The sequence below is a fragment of the Spirosoma daeguense genome (genome assembly GCF_054776875.1).
In genome coordinates, this window is record NZ_BAAHBF010000006.1 from 543,288 (window position 1) to 561,408 (window position 18,121).

Annotated in this window: 20 protein-coding genes; 6 read left to right on the top strand and 14 right to left on the bottom strand. The window is 46.8% G+C overall.

Going from position 1 to position 18,121, the window contains the following annotated elements; translation table 11 throughout:
- The first annotated feature begins 32 nt into the window (after positions 1-32).
- From ACYVD4_RS21485 to ACYVD4_RS21495, 3 genes are all read left to right on the top strand, one after another.
- Positions 33-3,461 carry a hypothetical protein gene (locus tag ACYVD4_RS21485; protein WP_460949238.1) on the top strand — a complete coding sequence of 1,143 codons (3,429 nt, stop codon included), beginning with the start codon at positions 33-35 and terminating at the stop codon, positions 3,459-3,461.
- Between the two features lie 80 nt (positions 3,462-3,541).
- Entirely contained in the window at positions 3,542-4,873 is a 1,332-nt protein-coding gene (locus tag ACYVD4_RS21490; RefSeq protein ID WP_460949240.1) for a hypothetical protein, read from the top strand.
- Between the two features lie 135 nt (positions 4,874-5,008).
- Complete coding sequence (locus ACYVD4_RS21495; RefSeq protein WP_460949242.1) at positions 5,009-5,614, top strand: retropepsin-like aspartic protease family protein; 606 nt, start codon at positions 5,009-5,011, stop codon at positions 5,612-5,614.
- A gap of 44 nt (positions 5,615-5,658) precedes the next feature.
- On the opposite strand, the gene ACYVD4_RS21500 is transcribed toward ACYVD4_RS21495, so the two are convergent.
- Complete coding sequence (locus ACYVD4_RS21500; RefSeq protein WP_460949244.1) at positions 5,659-6,582, bottom strand: SMP-30/gluconolactonase/LRE family protein; 924 nt, start codon at positions 6,580-6,582, stop codon at positions 5,659-5,661.
- Positions 6,583-6,825: 243 nt separating this feature from the next.
- Between ACYVD4_RS21500 and ACYVD4_RS21505 the strand changes: the two genes are divergently transcribed.
- Positions 6,826-7,611, top strand: a complete 786-nt coding sequence (locus tag ACYVD4_RS21505; protein ID WP_460949246.1) for a DUF2490 domain-containing protein — start codon at positions 6,826-6,828, stop codon at positions 7,609-7,611.
- 8 nt (positions 7,612-7,619) lie between these two features.
- Here the strand turns inward: ACYVD4_RS21505 and ACYVD4_RS21510 are convergent, their stop codons facing one another.
- The 4 genes from ACYVD4_RS21510 to ACYVD4_RS21525 form a co-directional block, all read right to left on the bottom strand.
- The gene (locus ACYVD4_RS21510; protein WP_460949247.1) at positions 7,620-8,888 is read right to left on the bottom strand and encodes a sensor histidine kinase; all 1,269 of its coding nucleotides are present in this window, start codon (positions 8,886-8,888) and stop codon (positions 7,620-7,622) included.
- The gene (locus tag ACYVD4_RS21515; RefSeq protein ID WP_460949249.1) at positions 8,885-9,562 is read right to left on the bottom strand and encodes a response regulator transcription factor; all 678 of its coding nucleotides are present in this window, start codon (positions 9,560-9,562) and stop codon (positions 8,885-8,887) included. The genes ACYVD4_RS21510 and ACYVD4_RS21515 overlap by 4 nt, the downstream gene beginning before the upstream one ends.
- A 172-nt stretch (positions 9,563-9,734) precedes the next feature.
- A complete protein-coding gene (locus tag ACYVD4_RS21520; protein ID WP_460949250.1) occupies positions 9,735-10,505 on the bottom strand; it encodes a MerR family transcriptional regulator in 771 nt (256 codons plus the stop codon).
- A 422-nt stretch (positions 10,506-10,927) separates the two neighbouring features.
- Positions 10,928-11,344: an OsmC family protein gene (locus ACYVD4_RS21525; protein ID WP_460949252.1), complete on the bottom strand. Its 417-nt coding sequence runs from the start codon at positions 11,342-11,344 to the stop codon at positions 10,928-10,930.
- A 114-nt stretch (positions 11,345-11,458) separates the two neighbouring features.
- Here ACYVD4_RS21525 and ACYVD4_RS21530 point away from each other — a divergent pair, with 114 nt between their 5' ends.
- A complete protein-coding gene (locus ACYVD4_RS21530; RefSeq protein ID WP_460949253.1) occupies positions 11,459-12,046 on the top strand; it encodes a Crp/Fnr family transcriptional regulator in 588 nt (195 codons plus the stop codon).
- A 4-nt stretch (positions 12,047-12,050) separates the two neighbouring features.
- Here ACYVD4_RS21530 and ACYVD4_RS21535 read toward each other — a convergent pair whose 3' ends face one another.
- The 9 genes from ACYVD4_RS21535 to ACYVD4_RS21575 form a co-directional block, all read right to left on the bottom strand.
- Positions 12,051-12,371 (bottom strand): hypothetical protein, encoded by a 321-nt coding sequence (locus tag ACYVD4_RS21535; protein ID WP_460949254.1) that lies wholly within the window; start codon positions 12,369-12,371, stop codon positions 12,051-12,053.
- A gap of 77 nt (positions 12,372-12,448) precedes the next feature.
- Positions 12,449-13,027, bottom strand: coding sequence for a hypothetical protein (locus ACYVD4_RS21540; RefSeq protein ID WP_460949256.1), 579 nt, complete (start codon positions 13,025-13,027; stop codon positions 12,449-12,451).
- A gap of 32 nt (positions 13,028-13,059) precedes the next feature.
- Positions 13,060-13,431 (bottom strand): type II toxin-antitoxin system death-on-curing family toxin, encoded by a 372-nt coding sequence (locus ACYVD4_RS21545; RefSeq protein WP_460949257.1) that lies wholly within the window; start codon positions 13,429-13,431, stop codon positions 13,060-13,062.
- Positions 13,428-13,616: a hypothetical protein gene (locus ACYVD4_RS21550; RefSeq protein WP_460949259.1), complete on the bottom strand. Its 189-nt coding sequence runs from the start codon at positions 13,614-13,616 to the stop codon at positions 13,428-13,430. The genes ACYVD4_RS21545 and ACYVD4_RS21550 overlap by 4 nt, the downstream gene beginning before the upstream one ends.
- Before the next feature lie 40 nt (positions 13,617-13,656).
- A complete protein-coding gene (locus ACYVD4_RS21555; RefSeq protein ID WP_460949261.1) occupies positions 13,657-14,103 on the bottom strand; it encodes a GNAT family N-acetyltransferase in 447 nt (148 codons plus the stop codon).
- 62 nt (positions 14,104-14,165) lie between these two features.
- Positions 14,166-14,762, bottom strand: a complete 597-nt coding sequence (locus ACYVD4_RS21560; protein ID WP_460949262.1) for a GNAT family N-acetyltransferase — start codon at positions 14,760-14,762, stop codon at positions 14,166-14,168.
- 3 nt (positions 14,763-14,765) lie between these two features.
- Positions 14,766-15,167, bottom strand: a complete 402-nt coding sequence (locus tag ACYVD4_RS21565) for a nuclear transport factor 2 family protein (RefSeq protein ID WP_460949264.1) — start codon at positions 15,165-15,167, stop codon at positions 14,766-14,768.
- A 308-nt stretch (positions 15,168-15,475) separates the two neighbouring features.
- Positions 15,476-15,937 (bottom strand): hypothetical protein, encoded by a 462-nt coding sequence (locus tag ACYVD4_RS21570; protein ID WP_460949266.1) that lies wholly within the window; start codon positions 15,935-15,937, stop codon positions 15,476-15,478.
- Between the two features lie 117 nt (positions 15,938-16,054).
- The gene (locus ACYVD4_RS21575; RefSeq protein ID WP_460949268.1) at positions 16,055-16,294 is read right to left on the bottom strand and encodes a hypothetical protein; all 240 of its coding nucleotides are present in this window, start codon (positions 16,292-16,294) and stop codon (positions 16,055-16,057) included.
- A gap of 336 nt (positions 16,295-16,630) precedes the next feature.
- Here ACYVD4_RS21575 and ACYVD4_RS21580 point away from each other — a divergent pair, with 336 nt between their 5' ends.
- Entirely contained in the window at positions 16,631-18,007 is a 1,377-nt protein-coding gene (locus tag ACYVD4_RS21580; RefSeq protein ID WP_460949270.1) for a TolC family protein, read from the top strand.
- The last annotated feature ends 114 nt before the right edge of the window (positions 18,008-18,121 follow it).

Sequence of the window (18,121 nt, forward strand, 5' to 3'; positions counted from 1 at the left end):
TTTTGATAACCCGACACCAGAAGCTAAAAAAGATGCCAACAACATTCAGCCTACATAACCCCGTACCGGGTCTGCACTGGTACGTTAGTAAACCCTTCGGCACCGACCAGATTGCGGCCATCCGTGATCCACAGGGTGGCCAGACGGTAAAACAGCCGACGTCTATTCCGAGCCCGTTTGCCCGAATGGATTTAGTGCGTTCGGCCTTCCTCAATCTGGCGCTACGTCCTGATCTGAACGGTTCCGTAAACGATCAACGTATCGTTTCGGATGCGCTTGACGTGGGTGAGCTTTTTTTCAACTACGATAAGCTTAAGACATTCATTGTCATTACGCCCTTCGATATACGTACCGACCTCGACCGGCTACGTCAATCCATGAATCAGGGCCATCGGCGACTGGGCGATGCATTGAAGCTGTTTCTGGATCAGGATGCACCCGAATACAATTTTGGCGATATCAACCGGTTGTTCGTACTGAACTATCGGGGACGGGTTGTGGGTGGAACATCGCCGAAAACGTTGTTTTTCAGTTCTGGGAATGACCTAAGCTGGGTTGACGTATCGATGGGTAACGACCGCCTGTTCGATTCGTCGGTAAACCCCTTATACAAGCGCGACATTGAATACCAGAAATTCTGGTACTCCATCAAGCAGTTTATGCCCAACTTCCGCGAGCGATTCCGCGAGGTAGATGATTACCTCAATCGGAACCTGGCGCTTTTGCAGCAAACCAACTCAACCCTGTTCTACGAACACATTCAGTCGCAGAATGGGCAGCCGTTGCTGACACAGGAAAAATTTCAGCAGGATTTTGAAGAGCTGACCACTGGGCCGGGCGATATTGTGGAGGTATTGGGCTTTCCGCTACGTAAGAAAAAGTCCGATTCACGCGCCATTGGGCAGGTCAGCGATTTCATTATCAAGTCGGACAAATACGCACGGCTGAATCCGAGTATGCCGCGTCCGATGGCATTGCAGAATCGGTTTTTCCGGCAGTTTACCTACGTACCACAGGCGCAATGGAATTCGAATACAGCCGTTCCGTACTACGTTCGCGAATCGTGGCGCGAGAATCAGCGGCCATTGCCGGGGCAGCCGGGCAACTATCCGTGGCTAACCGTTTCTGATTTTCTGGAACCGTATCTGATCCGTCTCCCCTTCCCCACCGACCGGGGCCGTTTCTTCGACGGAAATTTGCAGACTCCAGCCAGTGACAAAGGCTTTTTACTGCCCCTCAAAAAAGATTTCTTCGACTTCTTCGATGTGGATGATCTCTTGCAGGGACGTGTTCGGGTGAAGATGGTTCCACAGGCGGGTGGTATTAACGTAACACTCGACATTCCGGTGACGGCACCCGGCCAGCCTGGTAATCAATTCGTTACGTTCGAACGTCTGTACAGTTCCACGGCGGGAGCAGCACCCAACGAAATTAACAACGAGGGTATCATTGTCGAAAATTCGTTCACGGTAAATATTTATCCGTTTGTTCGGTCGGGATCGGTAACGGTTCCTGCCGATTATCGAGTGCAGCTTATTGAATCTGGTTTCGACAGCCAGAACCAATACGAACTAACGTATTTTGGGCAAAAGGATAATGCCGAGGTTGAGGTCGAATCGAAACACCAACGCACTGTTCGTCAGCAAAATACCGATGGTTCGAGCGTTTACTACGTACTGCGCGAAGAATTCGATTACCTGCAAACTAACATTCGGGGCGATGGTCGGGAAATGCACGGCATCCTGATTCCGCGCTGGCAATTATATAACGGAGGCAGCAAACAATTTGAATTCTCAGTCGACTTTGGCACTACCAATACCCACGTTGAATATAAGGTCGATAACGGTGCTCCGCGTCCTTTCGACGTAGCCGAGTTAACTCCCCAAGTTGCTACGTTGGTAGCTCCGTCGCAATATAATCCGGCGCTGTTCGAGTTGTTTTTGCTCTACGATCTGGAGTTCGTACCACCAACAATTGGCCCCGGCAAACCCGACAATTTCCCAACACGTACTGCCATTGCCGAACCACTCAATCTGAGTTTCAACCAGCAAACGCAGGCGCTGGCCGATTTCAACATTCCGTTCTACGTAGAGCGACAACCGGCAGGTTCTAACCGAATCACTACCAACCTGAAATGGGCCAAGACCAGCGACCAGACCGAACGTCGTGTTGAGGCTTTCCTGGAAGAACTGCTGATGCTTATAAAAAACAAGGTTCTGACCGAAGGTGGAAATCTGGCCCAGACAACTGTTTACTGGTTCTACCCTGCCAGTATGACGCCCGGTCGGGTAAGCCAGCTACGTACCGACTGGCAGGAGTTGTATGACCGTTACATTGGCGGCTCGGCAGGTCGTTTGCGCGAGGTTTCGGAATCGGTAGCCCCGTTCTATTACTACAAGCAAAACCCAACGCTAAGCGCATCGGCCCGGCCAGTTATCAACGTCGATATTGGCGGTGGTACGTCGGACGTTGTGGTTTACGAACGTAATGAACCGAAACTGCTGACGTCGTTCCGGTTTGCCGGAAATGCCATTTACGGCGATGCGTTCAGTGAATACGGCGCAGCCAGCCACAACGGTTTCGTTCGCAAATACGCCGACAAGATTCAGACGCTGCTCGAAAGCCAGAGTCTGGGCAATCTGAGCGACAACAATCGGCGAATGCTCGACACGAACCGTTCGGAAGACATTATGGCGTTCTGGTTCTCGATTGAGAAAAGTAACGACGTTAAGGCGAAGAACATGCTGTCGTTCAACGGAATGCTGGCAAAAGATGAAGACCTGAAAGTGGTATTTGTCCTGTTTTTCACCGCCCAGCTTTACCACATTGCTCAGTTGATGAAGCATAAAGGCATTGGTCTACCCGGTGCCATTACGTTCAGCGGAACGGGTTCGAAAGTGCTGACCATTATCAGTTCCGACGATCAGATGTTGGGAAAACTAGCGCGGGTGATTTTCGAGAAAGTATACGAGCAAACCTACGATGCCAGCGGCTTAACGCTCTTCTACGAACGTAAAGGGCCAAAAGAAGTGACCTGTAAAGGCGCATTGATGCAGCCCGCCAACAGCCGTCCGGTTGATACCGAAGCGATTAATTTTGTTTACCCCGCTACGTTCAGCAATGAATTCCCGAATCTGACCTACGCTGATTTGCGGAAGCCAGAAGTGATTGACTCGCTGCTCAAAGAAACCAATGCATTTATTGATTTCTTCTTTGCCCTCAACCAGCAGTTCAGCTTTGTCCGCAATTTGAACGTATCGGCCCGTTCGTTGGCCGTTGCCCAACAAGAGTTACGTACTCATCTGGATACGTCGCTCATGGATGGTATTCAACGACGCGAAAGTGATATTGCCGCCGAGTACAGCGGTATGACCGATGCATTGAGTGCGCCCATTGAAGAAACCTTGTTTTTCTACCCGCTTATTGGAGCGATCAACAAATTGGCGAATGCGCTGGCATAACGAAACCTTTGCATGAACTAGTACGTAACGTTTCTCAATCCAAACCAGGAACGTTACGTACTGCCTACCTAAACTTCTTTATGCTGAAGAAAACCCTTTCAGGCTTAGTGGCACTGGTTGTATTGCCAGCACTAGCTTTTGCTCAGAACGCCAATCAGGCGGCAGTCGATACGTTGACAAAGGACGTAGCCGTAGCGGTGTTCTCCCGGATTAATCAACCTAAAGCACAGGAAATCTACGGTATGCTGCTGGATTGTGGCGATGGCTGCGACCCACAAAATGTTATCCGAACTGTGGGAAGCTGGGATGCTGTGGGGGCAACGATGCAGGAATTAAGCGAGTTAAAGGACGTTGCACCTTTTTTGCGCATGTCGCCTGCAGAAGCCAATGCCGCCATTCGCAAACAACTGGCCCAATTTTATGCCCAGCATAAATCCAACAAAAATTACGCAGGCCCATTGTCTCCCGCCGTACAGGCACAGATAATAGCTAAAATTGACCGGATGCTTCCGCCTGCTCCGGCGGCTGTGGAACCCGCTCCTGTTACCGAAAATACCTCAGCAGAATCCGACTCAATAACCGACCAAGGAAGCGGAATAGACCCAACTGCGCTGAAGTTAAGTCAGTTAGAACGGGCACAAAAAGACAAACAGGATAATCAACTCTGGATGATGATACTCAGCGTGATTGCAGGGCTTGTAGTAGGTGCTGCGGGCGTATATCTATTACTTTACCGGGCAGCCAAGGCCGAAATAGACCGGCTTAAAAATGCCAACAGTGAACTTAGCCGCGATTTAGATCATGCGCGACGTAGCAAACCTAACGAGCCACGACAACCGCAATCGTCGGGTGGTCATGATCTAAAAACCCGCGCCTATGATGAAATTTTAGCCGAACTTGGCCCAAATCCTATAGAAGCAATCCGACAGTTGAAACAACAAGTTGCGGCCTCATCACGACCTACACCCAGACCTCGTTACGACGAATCTACGCTCGAATCGGCATTGGTCAGCAAACCGGCTTCTATTCAGGTACAGGAACCAATTTCGCCACTTCCACCTATGGAGCCAATGCCATCAATGGCCCGCTCGGAGGTCTTTTATTGTCCCCCACCCGACCCTAGTGGCCAATTCGATGTTTCCCAAAAAGCAGAAACGCTTTCACCCGAATCAGCCTATCGGTTCAGTGTAAATGCCAGCAATCCGTCGGTTGCTACGTTCCGATTCGAAGCCGATCCGGGTCGGGTAGCGCGTTTTCTAACGTATCGGAATTACATGATTGAACCTGCCTGTGACAGCGAAAACAGTTATTCATCGGCTCATACTCGTATCGTCATGCGTCGCGATGGTGAAGCCGTGCTGGAAAATGGTGTCTGGCGCGTGAAAACAAAAGCGTTGATTCGCTACGAATAGAAATCTACAATGCAGTTTTCAGAAGTATCGCGGTAAGAAAATATGCGTAAAACGTCCGTTTTTCCGTTTACTTGATAGGGCATTCTGTGCCGTCGGAAAACCGTTTTGAAAATCCAGTTATGCTGGCCCAACCTGATGAAACCCAAACTGAACTCCCAATTTATTGGCCGAATCGCCGTGTTTCTGCTGTTGGTATGGACAACGTTTTACCTGACTGGATGCTCGGGCTGTTCGCGCTCAGGCAGCCACCAGCCCCGCCGAAACAAACGTAGCGCTAAAGTTGCGGAACCAACCACCGAAAAAATTCAAAAAGACACAGCTACCCCGAAGCCAACCTTGACCCAAATTGGTGATGGCCCCACGGAGGTTGCGATGGAAAAAGAGCATGGCGTCTATAAAATAACCGTAGAAATCAACGGATTACCGTTAAAATTCATTCTGGATACAGGGGCCAGCTTAATTTCAATTTCGGCGACTGAAGCTGAATTTATGTTTAAGCAGGGTGTTATCAGCGAAGACGATATTGTTGGTAAATCAAAATTTCAGGATGCTAATGGCGATATTTCGCCGGGGTCAATTATCCGACTCAAATCGGTACGTATCGGCGACCGTGTTTTGGAAAATGTGAATGCTAACGTAGTGAATAGCGCCAAAGCACCGCTCTTACTAGGCCAGTCAGCCCTATCAAAATTCGGTAAAATGTCAATCGATTACCGACGTAATACCGTTACGTTCGACTAGTAACGTAGCAACCCCTTTTCTACGTAGCATTCACTACGTTCTAACTACTCAACGCCTTTCACTTGCATAGGCAAGGTATAAACAGACTCAGTAGCAGTGATAAACAAGGTTTTACGATCTTTTCCGCCGAAGCAAAGGTTCGCTGCCCAGCGTGATGGAATCGGAATAAAGGCCACTTTTTTACCAGTCGGATTGTAAACAGTAATGCCTTTTCCAGTCAGATAAAGATTTCCCTGACTGTCGAGCGTCATGCCATCGGAACCCTGCGAAACAAACAATTGTCGGTTCGTTAATCGGCCATCGCTGGCAATTTCGTACTTATAGGTTTTACTATCCCTGATATCGGCTACGTAGAGGTATTTGCCATCGGGCGTACCCACAATGCCGTTGGGCTGTTTCAAATCGTCGTCCATAATGATAGCTTCTTTTTTCCCTTTCGGTAGGTAATAAACTTTTTGCCCTTCCATATCCGGCTTTTTTCGCTCCCAGTAATCGCGTTGGTAATATGGGTCGGTGAAGTAAATTCCTCCTTTCGAATCGAGCCATAAATCGTTCGGGCCATTATACCGTTGGCCCTGATAATCAGTCATCAGCACGGTTACCTTTTTATCGGGGCTGATCGACCACAGCTCATCTTTCTCGTCGGCGCAGGAAATGATGTTGCCTTTCTTATCGAAATAAAGGCCATTTGACCGACCAGTTTTATCCATGAAAAGCGAAATATTTCCGTCGGTGCCGAATTTCCAGATTTTATCGTTGGGTTGATCGGTGAAATAAACATCGCCATTCTTGGCAACCGCCGGGCCTTCGGTAAACGTAAACTGGCTCGAAATTTTTTGAGGAGTCGCCCCCTTTACCACAATATTTGCCGAATCAATGATGGCGGGTTCGCTTTGCTGGCCAAATCCCTTCGAAAAACCCACCAGAAGTGCCGACATAACGAGTCCGGCTTTTATATAATGTTTCATAAGCTATTTACACGGCACTTTTCCACACTAGGTTGTGGTCCACTACGTATCGTTTTAAAACGATGGCCGATTAATTTCTACTCTATATTTACGGATCGGTTCATTTCCTTACTACGTATCACCGGCGTTAAACACCTTACATTATCAAATTGTTAACAAGAGAACATATGGATTCATATCTGATTAACAGTCACTAATTTTGTCCGTATTTATACCTAATAATTACTGTAACAACGCGTAGCCGTGAGCCGATTTCGCTTAGCTTGCCTCCTGACAGCCAGTCTGTTTCTTCGCCTGACCAACTTCACATTCGCCCAAACATCTATCACACCTGCAACGCCCGTTGGTACCTGGTTTATCGGTACGTTGGTTTTACCACCTGGTGAAAAAAAATGGGGCGGCTTTGCTGAAATTCAGGCGAGGGGTAACGATTTTATGCGTCAGTTTTTCTACAACGAGCTGAAAGGTGGTGTCAGCTACGACCTCGATCAGAATTTCTCGCTGATGTTGGCCGGTGGGCGTTATGCTACGTATGACTTTCTGGATTTATCGACGGGGCCACTTAACACCGAAAAACGACTCTGGCAGCAATTGACGATCAACCAATATCTGTCTCGTCTGAAATTTGAGCATCGCTATCGGATTGAACAACGGTGGTTTACCTTTCGCGATGGAGCCGACCAGTTTCGGAATCGGATTCGTTACCGGCTGAATATGTTTATCCCAATCAATAACCGAACGATTACGGATAAAACGTTCTTTCTGTCGGCCTACGACGAGATTTTCCTAAATCCGATTGGTCCCGTTTTTGAACGGAATCGCCTATATGCGGGCGTTGGTTATCAGTTCGACAAGCACCTGATTCTACAATTAGGTATGGTGAATCAGACCAATTACAACCCGGCTGTTTTTGAAAGTGGCATCTTCAAACCCCAGTCGGCAAGTGGCAAGTATAACGTAGTGATTGGGGTAATTTACCGGCTGAAACGGCTTGGTGATTCAGAAAGACTTCCTACGCAACCCGATTAATCGATATGTTACGTTAGTTGCCGGGTGATGCAGAACTGATGAATTCCGTCCGTTTCCTGATAGGCAATATGTAGTCCGTAACTGTCGCATATTTGCCGGATAATAGACAATCCTAATCCAACCGAATCGGGGCCGGTGCTTTCCTTTTTGAATCGTTCGAATAGCCGTTCGGGTTCTGAAGTGAGCTTACCACCCGTGTTGCTAAGACAAAGTTCGTTAGCCGTTGATTGAAGCTCGATACGTCCATTTGGCTGGTTGTGCTTGATGGCGTTATTCACCAGATTCGTTACCAGACTTTCGGCCAGCGCCGTTGGCAATTGCACCTCGAACGGAGCCATCAGGTCAACTTTTACCGATAATTCTTTAAACGTAAGCACCTCATCCATATCGTTCAGTTTTTCGCAAAGCAAGTTGGCTAGATCAACGGGATGGCTCTCGTTGAACTGCCGATTTTCAATCTTTGCCAGCAGCAATAATCCCTGATTTAGACGCGAGATACGTCGGGATGCCTGATAAATGGTTTCAATCCAATTAGTCTGATTTTCAGCCAGTTGCTCCGTCTGTATAAGTTGTTCCACTTTCGCGTTGATCAACGCCAGCGGTGTCTGCATTTCGTGGGAAGCATTTTCTGTAAACTCTTTTAGGCTTCGGTAATCCTGCTGCATTTTGGCCGCCATTTTCTGCAATACGTCGTTTAGTTCAGTAAACTCTGTTATTTCCGATGTTTGCAGTTCCAGCGACGTATCGTGGCTGAGGTCGAATCGTTTAATACGTGATAGCGTATCGTAAAACGGCTGCCAGATTCGCCCCGACAATCGGCGTTGAAACCAGAACGTACCAAGCAGTAAAAGTCCCAGAAAAACCAGCATCGTCGCCGTCACCACTTCAATCAGTCGATACGTCTGAATCAGCGATTTTCGAATCGAAACCCGATGCATCTTGCCCTGAATTGGTTCATAAAATGTTAATTGCCGAAACGGAATCAACTCAAGATCATAGCGATTCTTGATCAACGTATCGATAAAGGTTTCGCCGTAAGACGCGCGTTTCGGTACAGGCACAACTTCTATTTTGTTCTCGATAAAGTAAGGACTATCGGTCCAGGTGTTGTGCGCGCGCACGTAGGTTTCAAAATCACGCCGTTCAATACGTAGTCGGCTTTCAACTTCATCGTAAATTAATAGCCGGATAATCTGATAAAATACCAGTGCCGTAAGCAGGTAAATTACCAGCGAAAAGGATAGGTAAATGCGGTTGGTTTTGGCGAGTAGTTTCAAGGCTGACTGAATTTATAGCCAATGCCGTAAATGGACTGAACGTAGTCGGCGGCTCCTTTTTCGAGCAATTTCCGACGTAAATTTTTAATATGCGAATAGACCATATCGAACGAATCGGCCGAGTCAATGTTGTCGCCCCAAAGGTGTTCGGCAATCGAGGCTTTGGTCAATGCTACGTCTACATTCGACAGAAAATACAGCAGCAAATCATACTCTTTGCGCGATAACGTAGTGAGCTGGCCGTTCACAAAAACCTTGCGGGTGTGCGGCACTACGTTAATTTCCTGAAACCGAATTTCGGTATGCCCGCCAAACTGCCGACGACGTAGCAGCGACTTTACCCGCGCGTTCAGTTCCGACAAATGAAACGGTTTGGTCAGGTAATCGTCAGAACCAATTTCCAACCCTTTCAATTTGTCTTCCAACGCGTTACGTGCCGAAATAATAATTACTCCCGTAGTGGCAATGATTTGTTTGAGCATTTCGATGATCTGAAAACCGTTACCGTCGGGCAGGGTCAGATCAACAATAACGCAATCGTAGGTATAGAGATGAATCTTTTCTTCGGCGTCGCGGAAGGTAGCAACCGTTTCGCAGATGTAGCCATCTTTTTCCATATACTCGGTGATGCTCTCAGCCAGCCCAAGTTCGTCTTCAACGACCAGTACTTTCATTACGTTGTGTGCTCATTGGAATGACGAAGGTATATGCCAATGTTGGAAAGATTCTGGAAATGAAACGTAGAGACACGACATGTCGTGTCTCTACGCGGCTGCAATTTTTTACATATACAATCAATTTACATTTACAACACCATCCGGTTATGAGACGCAACGTATCGCGTCTCTACGTAAGCTGTGTATCAGCAAAATATACCATTGCCTGTTGCAGGAAAGTAGCGTAAGCGGGGTTCGGCTGGCCGTTCTGACTCGTGAATCGGGGATCGTCGACGTAAAGCTGAGCCAGTCCTTTATAGGCTTCCGCCATATCTTTCGACTGGCAGGCTTCTTCGCCCCAGAATCCGCGAATGTTGACATAGTGACGTGCAATCTGCTGTTGTACTACGTTGCTCGCTGGATCTTCATTTACCAGACTGGCCAGCTTTTGGGCAATATCCAGTTGGTCGGCTTTCAATTGCTCGAAACCCGCTTTACCCATACTCCGCAGCTTCGCTTCGCTGTCTTCAATAATTTTCTCTCCGTATTTTTCAACGGCTTCTGCCCGGTACTCCTGACCTTTCGGGAAACCCTCGTATAGTTCTTCGTTGGTTAACATGACATTTTCTCCTTTTAGCGATGAAATTGTTTTGTCAATCGTGGTGAGCAACGTAGCCAATCGGTCACGTCGGGCTTTTAGCGCCTGTTTATGGCTTTCAAGCGCCGTTAACAGGTTAAAATTTGGGTCGTTCATGATTGCGAGAATCTCGGCCAGCGAAAAATCCAGTTCCTTGAAAAACAGAATCTGCTGTAACCGAAGCAACTCGTTTTCGCCATACAGTCGGTACCTGGCCTCGGTACGTATGGATGGTTTTAACAGGCCCAGCCGGTCGTAATGATGGAGCGTGCGCACACTCACACCCGCTAGTTTTGCCAGATTATTGACCGAATATTGTCCCATTGTTTACTCGTTTTGCTGATTGACAAACCAAAAGTAGACTATGACGTAAGGGTAGAGTCAAGAAAAATCTTCACTTTTTTTAGAAGCTAATTTTTTCATCCAAAATCGGCCTGCGACTTATCGGCCTTTTTATACAGTTTATCCGCTAAAACTGACGCCTTATCAATTTATAATAGGAACGTGGTCAGTAACGTAGCAACTTTGTATCACCCTGCAACAGTAAACAATCGCTACAATGAAATTCAAGAATATTCTTTTGGTTAGCCTGTTTATTTCACTACTCCTGATGAGCGCAATGGTGTCACGTAGCATTCAGGCGTATCATCAGGCAAGCGCCCAGCAACTTCATCCATAAACCATTTATAAAAAACGGGCGGATGAGTTTATCGCTCATCCGCCCGTCAGTAATTGGGAAGTTGCTTCTATACCAACGTAGCATCTACGCTAATCGTTGTATTGAACAGTTTCGAAATCGGGCAGTTATGCTCGGCATGATCGACCAATTCATCGAACTTAGCTTTATCTAAACCCGGCACACTGGCTGTAAGGGTCAGTTTAGAACTGGTAATGCCACTATCTTCCAGCGTAACCGCACATTTCACATCCAATGAATCAGCCGCAAAACCTGCCTGCTGAATATTGAACGCCAGTTGCATGGCGAAACAACCTGCGTGAGCGGCCGCTATTAATTCTTCGGGGTTCGTACCGATACCATCGGCAAAACGAGTGTTGAACGAATATTGTGTCTGATTCAGAACCGTGCTGGCGGTTGTCAATGTTCCTTTACCATCTTTGCCGGTTCCGGCCCAATTTGCTGAAGCATTCCGAGTAATTTTCATGAGCGTATGATTTAGTTTTGTATGCAATTCGTTTTTGTTGCAACAAAGGTATACGCCCATTTTCGGCCATTTTTTCACCTATGTTAAAAAGCGATACACGTAGAAAAAAAGAGAATGGATAATCGCGCTACGTTACACAAGCACCTGCGGGAATTTGCTCAATTATCGGAAGATGATATTCAACTCGCCGACGAGTTCTGGTACGTCCGACGAATTGCTAAACATGATTTGTTTAATTTCCAGAACTCGGTTTGCCGACAGATTGGCTTTTCGTTGAGAGGCTTGTTTCGGGTATATTACGTAGATCCGAAGACAGACCTTGAGCATAATCTTTACTTCATTCCCGAACATGCATTTCTGACCTCGTTAAAAGGGTTATTGGCCCAAACAACTTGTCCTTATCTAATTGAAGCGCTGGAAGATGCTGAATTGCTGGTCATTGACTACGACCGGATTCAACAACTATACACACAGTCGCACGGTTGGGAACGGTTTGGCCGACTACTGGCTGAGCAATATTTTATGATCAACCAGATGCGGGCCGAAAGTTTACTGATGCAAAGTGCCGAAGAACGCTACGTTGATTTGCTGAACAATTTCCCGGATTTGCTGAACCGGGTTTCGTTGGGGCATATTTCATCATATTTGGGCATCAAAGGCCCATCGCTTAGCCGGATTCGGGCGCAGGTAGCGCGTAAATAACGAGTTAATACCCTTCGTCGTTGACTAGATAATATTGGCGAGTTGTTGTAGAATGGTCTTCCTGCTGAAGCGTTACGGTCAGCAATTCGACATGTGTGTAGGGATCAAATGGACGTATCTCAGTATCGGCAACTTTTTGATTTTCAACCAACAAACCGCTTTCTATAAAAGCTAATGCTTCGTCTCGCGTGTCGAAACTACCTAGTAGATTGTCGGCATTAAGTTCGGGTTCCTGATCGGGCAATTCGCCTGTGATATTCGAAATTGGCGAATCAACAACGTCCGCAGAATCGGCCACTGGAGCCGAATAAAGTTCTATAGTCATCTTTCTGTTGCATCCTGAATACACTATACTGAATAAGGAAAGCGCGTGTATTGTTCAGGATGCAATAGAAATTATTGTTACGAAGCCGTTTTCGGCAACCGATTGACCAGCCAGAGGAAGAACAGCGCGTTAAAAATCAACGTAAACGGAATTACCGATATATTCTTAAAAAACAGAATGATAGCCCATTCTGACGCCTGATCTGAAATAAGCTGGCGAGCTTTTAACGTAATGTAGAGACAGGTTTCGTAGGCAATGTGATTAATCAGCACGTTGAACAGCAGAGCGATTACCGAAAAAACCAGAAAATTAAGCAACAAAGCGCCCCATTTCGTCCGTAAGGTTTGCAGAGCCAGATGCCAGTTTTTACTACGTTTCTGTTTATTGGTAACGAACTCTACTAACCGACCTACGCCTTTTCTAACGTTAGTAAATCCCAGCGCATACAGAAAAATCAGGATACGTGCGGATTCAATCACAATTTCGAGTGATACGTGCGCCGTTTGACTCACAGGGCCGAACGCTCTTAGCTGAATAGCTCGTCCAAATGCGGCAATTAGCCCCAGGCTGAAGATGAACAGAAAATGTTGTTGACAGAACCGGAGTGTATGAACCGTCCAATCCATTGCTTTGAGGAGTTTTGGTGATTGCGTCATCGTATTTGAGAGAAAGGTAGATTATATCCGTGCTAACCCGTATTCTGTTTTACCCAATTAACAATCTGCTCAAAACTTAATACTCCTGTGGCTACGTCGATCACGAAGGTGTACTTTTCATTCTGGCCAGCCAGAATATCTTTTCCCTGCTCCAACAGAAGTAACCGCATCAACACGTATCCTGTCCGCTTATTTCCATCAACAAACGGATGGCCGGTAACAATACTTTCCAGAATAGCAGCTGCTTTCTGCCCAATTTCAGGATAAAACTCAACCGCTCCAAACCCGCTATATGGCCTCTGCAAAGCCGATAGCAAAATTGTTTCATCTCTCACACCACTAGCTCCTCCAAATTCCTCAATCAATACCTGATGAATAGCAAGGACTTCTTCTAGTGTTATCATTTTGCCAGCTTCTCAAGCAGTTGTCGATCTTCCTGAAGGATTTTCCGAAGATATTGTGCACGCTGCTGGGCAGAGCTTGAAGATTTGTCAACTTCACGTAAATGACCTAGAAGTTCAATCAACAGGCTATCAGGAAGATGCTCTACAATCTGGTTAATTTCTTTCTTTAAAGCTACCGTATCCATACATTATTCACGTATAGGTCAAATATACGAATTTTCTGTCCTAGCTACGTTCACCACGATATTCCCATTCCCAAACGTCGCCATCTTCTTCGTCCCAAATAGTACCAAGATGCACGAAGTTATTTTTCTCCAGAATGCGCGTAGAATAGTTGGCCTCAGGCAACGTTCGGGCGGTAATTGTAACGGTCGGGTCAGTTTGTAGCGCCACCGATACTAAAGCCCGGCAAATCTGCGACCCAATACCTTTTTGCTGAAACTGAGGAAAAACTCCGTACGCAATTTCGACCCGCCCATCCTTGGGTTTACCTTTAAAAGCGGCACTTCCCACCAACGTATCATCAAGCTGTGCTACGTAGCCAATCCAGGGTAGTGTATATCCGATTTTTGTGTAGAACTCTATCGTCATCGGCAATGCAATTTCTAGATCAGGTAGATTCTGAAAAAGCTCATTTTCAGCAAGAGTTTGGTAAATGGGCAGGAGTTTCATGGAATACGGGTTCAGAACTCTTTAAACGTTCTAATATACTATCGTCAAAGGAATACTCAATCCTAGTCAAATGACCGCATCCAGTAAATCATAGGCTTAGGCGTTGATTCTGTTTCACCCAGATCAGGCCATTCGAGCGAGCTTTGCAGCGAAGGTATTTTTTCGTACCCTCGCTTGAGCCAGAACGTATCATTTGGGCGATAATCTGCGGGTTTGGCCGGATGATTATCGCCCCGGTCGACAGCACAGAAACAGGTAGTATCGAACGTACCAAAACTACGCGCATGTGCCTCTCGTTCGTCGAAAAAACGATGTCCAATTCCCAGGCCACGATAGGGTGCCAACAGAATACTTTCGCCAAAGTAAAAGATACGTTCCAGATCGAACGTAGCGTTTTCGAATGGTTTACGTAGTTCGGCCGTTTCGTCTACCAGCGGAATGCACGTAGTGGCACCAACCATCTGATCATTGTCGTAAACAGCGAACAACAATGCCCGATCAGAACGAACGTAGGTCTGCAAATACGCTTTTTCGTAGTCCGTCGATCCTTCGTAGAGATACGGATAATCGCGAAAAACGGTAATTCTCAACGCAGCTAATTCATCGAATACATCAGCAATAGCACTCCCCTGCTTCCGGCTAAACGATAATGAATTCATTAATTATTTCGAGACCAGCTCAATCCAGAGTGGCAGGTTGTAATACGTAGTAACGCGAGAAATCTTTCCGTCTGTGATAGCCAGAAAAGCAGCTGCCGGCAGAACATACGTCTGATTATGAGCTGGTGGAAACCCTTCTTCCGCCTTTTTGTAGACGCCATTTACAACAAACTCAACCGCAACGCGTGAGTCAGACGGTTCGCCCAAAAACACCATCTCGGTCAGTGTTTCTTCATACGCTTCGTCCATGCGTTGAAGAAATTCCGTAAACTTTTCGAGGCCAATACGTACTTCGCCCTGATTAGATTCATGGCGAACGTCAGGGTGAAGCAAACTCAGCATGCCCTGCCAGTTTTTCTGATTAAAATAGCCGTAATACTCCTGTGCAATTGCCAATGCGCTCATTTATGTAACAATTTGTATTGGAGCGCAAGTTAGGCACAGATTCTTTTTGGTCTGTTTAAAGGCTGTTTTTTCACCCGAAAACGTAATATTACACGGTGTTCAAACGACTCGGTTCATTAACCAGTATACGAACTACACTCTACCGCTCAACTACCGATTGAACGAGTCTCGGTTAAGCAAATCGGAAGCAACCATTATGTTGCCGAGGTTGCCAGTCGGTACGTATCTGTACGCATTCTCTTGGGAGTGTGCGAGTGGACTGGCGACTCGCTTTGAGCTAATCAAACAAGCCGCTTAGCAAAGCGAAATTATTTATCGGCAGAGAGTTTCTGCTTCACATTTTTCACAAAATCAACCGAAACACCAGCGATATCAGCAATTTGTTCGATACTATAATTCAGCTTTTGTAAAAGACTGGCTACTACTTTTGCCTCCCCTTTTTCTTCCCCTTTATCGAAACCAACCATATAGGCGGCATCATTCTCAATACTTACAAACTTGGCAATGCTGTCCATAGCTATGTCTTTCAGATTGTTACCTAAATTACGCAACTGCGCCAACACACGCAACTGCCTGAAATATTTTCTTAACGAGAAATCGCCTTCAGCCGTTTCTTCAATACGTTGAATAGTTTGCTGCAACGCCCTTTCTGGAGCAATGTCTCTAAAATTAGCTAGCACCCCCAAAACCACTTCTTCTGGCCGGAGCGAATTCAAAAAGATCTGGAAATCTAACTCGGCAAAGGATACCAGTTGAAACGAATACTTCATCCGATTACTGTTTAATTGAACGGGCATTTGCGGCCTGTTCGTCCCCAGATAAATTACATATTGCTCAACAGGTAATTTATACTTCCGTTCCAACATGATGTAATATTCAGCCATCCGCTAGATCATTTCTGATTCATCAGCTACCTGAAACTCAAGCTGTAAAATAAATGTGTTGCCCTGTTGATTCGTGATTTTCTTCAGTACATCAGGCTTTCTCTCCTTCGTATGTTGAATATCATCGGGAACCTCCTCTACGGCGATAACGATTATCCCGAGTACATTTTTGATAAGTCCCGGAATAACCGCTTCGATATTTTCTTTGAAGATTTTGTCATACTGATTGGTCTGTTTACTCATAAGATAAAAATACCACAAGTAAACATAATAAAATATATAGACACAAAAATTCTCTTTCGCAATAGCTCAAAATATTGTCTGGCTTCCCATAAATGACAATTCTGTTGAACTGCGACCTGAAGCAATCGACGTGTAACCCGAATAATCCTTTCGCTGACCAGCGAAAAAGCTACTAAATCCTCTACCTAAGATTCACTTTCCCAAATGTTTCCAGATTTGGCTCCGTGTTTTGCAGACACCTAACCGTACATTCGTCAAAGAGCGGTTGGGTTGTTGTGCATGATGAAATATCCTTTCTTCTGTTTTCGACAATGTTTCACCAGTCGATCATTGCATTTGCCCAAACGAACCTGGCTACTGGCGCTGGGCGTCAATGCCGTAGTGGTTTCATCCTGGGGGCAGTCGCAGAATCTAAATCAGGTCATCGAACAGAGCGTTCGGCAATATCCGTTTCTGAAGGCTAAGCAGGCCGAAGTAAGCAGCGCCGAACGCCGACTTCACGCTAGCCAGACCGAGTTTCTGCCGATTACGCATCTTCAACACCAGTATAATTACGCGACCAGCAATAGTCTCAACGGATCGTTTTTCCCGAGTGAAGCGGTCAACCTCTCCACATCGGGTGGTGTACGGGCTACAGCGATTTCACAGGCCAGCTTTGGTAGTTTCACAACGGCCTCCATCGAATGGCGCGCCATTACGTTCGGACGTATCAAAGCCAACATCGGTGTTGCCAAAGCTGATCTGCAACGTAGTCAGGTCGATTACGAAAATGAGATTTTCCAGCACCAGGTACGTACCATCGACGCGTATCTGCTCTTACTCATCAACCAGAAACTGGTTCAGATTCAGCAAAGTAATCTGGAACGGGCGCAAACGTTCAAGCGCGTAGTCGATGCCGGTGTTCGGTCGGGTATGCGGGCGGGCGTCGATAGCTCACTGGCAACGGCCGAAGCGGTTCGCGCACGACTACTCGTTCTGAGCAGCCAGCAACAGGAGCAGGTTCAACGCCTGCGTCTGTCAGAATTGACGGGTCTACTTCAGAACAATCTTCGGGTCGATAGCATGCGTTTCTACGCCGATCTTCCGACCGATACGTTCGTGTCGGATTCTATTTCGCCAAAGAACCCAACGCTACGTTTGTTTGAATCGCAGATTACCCTGTCGGCGGCCCGGAGTCAGGCAACCCAACGGTCGGGCATGCCGATCATTTCGCTGGTGGGTGTTGGTAACGCGCGTGGCTCTGGCTTTTCAAATCAGGGCGATGTATTTCTAAGCAATCAGCTCAACGGCCTTGGCTATCAGGTTGGCAACTACCTGTTTGGCGTAGTGGCCCGCTGGAACATCACCAATCTGGTACGTAGCCATCGCGATTATCAGGCCGATCAATTTCTGGTCGAACGGTCGCGGCAACTTCTGAACGAGCAGCGACTACGTATCAATCGCCAGTATCAGGAAGCCGATACACAGTATGATATGGCGCTTGAGCAAGCTCGACAGGCACCTATTCAGCTACGGGCTGCCCGACAAGCGTTCAATCAGGCCAAATCACGCTACGAAAGCGGCCTGACCGATTTGCCAACGCTTCTGCAAAGTGTCGTTACGTTAAATCGTGCCGAAGTTGATGGCTACGTAGCCGTCAGCAATGTGTGGCGGTTCCTGCTCCTGAAAGCAGCCGCCGACGGTGATTTGTCCTTGTTCATGAATGCCCTGTAGAGACGCAATACGTTGCGTCTCAGTAACCGGATGGTTCACTACCGGAAGGTTTTGGTAGATAAAAATTGCTGACGCCAATGAGACGCGATGTATCACGTCTCTACCAAATCGACT